Raw genomic sequence first — 643 nt, 5'->3', positions numbered from 1 at the left:
CGGCCTCGGCGAGCGCGCCGCCCGCGTCGGCTGGCAGCTGCCCGAACGCGTCGCGGTCGGCGTCCTGCTGCGCCCCGCGCGGGAGGCCGTCGCGCCCGCCGTCGGCGAGGGCGTCCTGCTCGACATGGAGGCCGAGCAGCCCCGCATGGTCGTGCCCGACCCCGACGCGGCCGGGCGCCCCGAGCTCCTGCGCCGCGCCATGACCGGCTGGTCCGGCGCCATCGGGCCGCCCGTGGCCCTCGCCGACGCCGCGAAGTCGCTGCGCTGGGCGGAGGCGGCGGTGCGCCTGATGGAGCGCGGACTGCTGCCCTCCGGCGAGGTCCTGCACTGCACGGAACACACCGAGGCGCTGGTGCTGCTGCAGCCGGAGGAGCTCATCGAGGACCTGGCCCGCCGCTGTCTCGCGCCTCTGGAGCACTGCGGCCCCGCTCACGGCCGCCGCCTCGCCGAGACCCTCCTCGCCTGGCTGGAGACCCGCGGCGGCGCCCCCGAGGTGGCGGCCCGCCTGGGCGTCCACCCGCAGACGGTCCGCTACCGCCTCCGCCAGATCAGGGAGCTCTGGGGCGACGAGGTGGACGATCCGGACCGCCGCTTCGAACTGGAACTGGTGCTGCGGGCCCGGCGGTTGAGGGGGCAGCTGGGG

Annotated in this window: 1 protein-coding gene; it reads left to right on the top strand. The window is 77.8% G+C overall.

Annotated elements, in window-relative coordinates:
* A partial coding sequence (locus AOK03_RS44590) for a PucR family transcriptional regulator (protein ID WP_244177909.1) occupies positions 1 to 643 on the top strand: 643 nt, incomplete at both ends.

Origin of the sequence: Streptomyces atriruber (genome assembly GCF_001418325.1) — a bacterium.
GTDB lineage: Bacteria > Actinomycetota > Actinomycetes > Streptomycetales > Streptomycetaceae > Streptomyces > Streptomyces atriruber.
The sequence above is the reverse complement of the archived record's forward strand: the minus strand, read 5'-3'. Positions and strand labels throughout refer to the sequence as shown.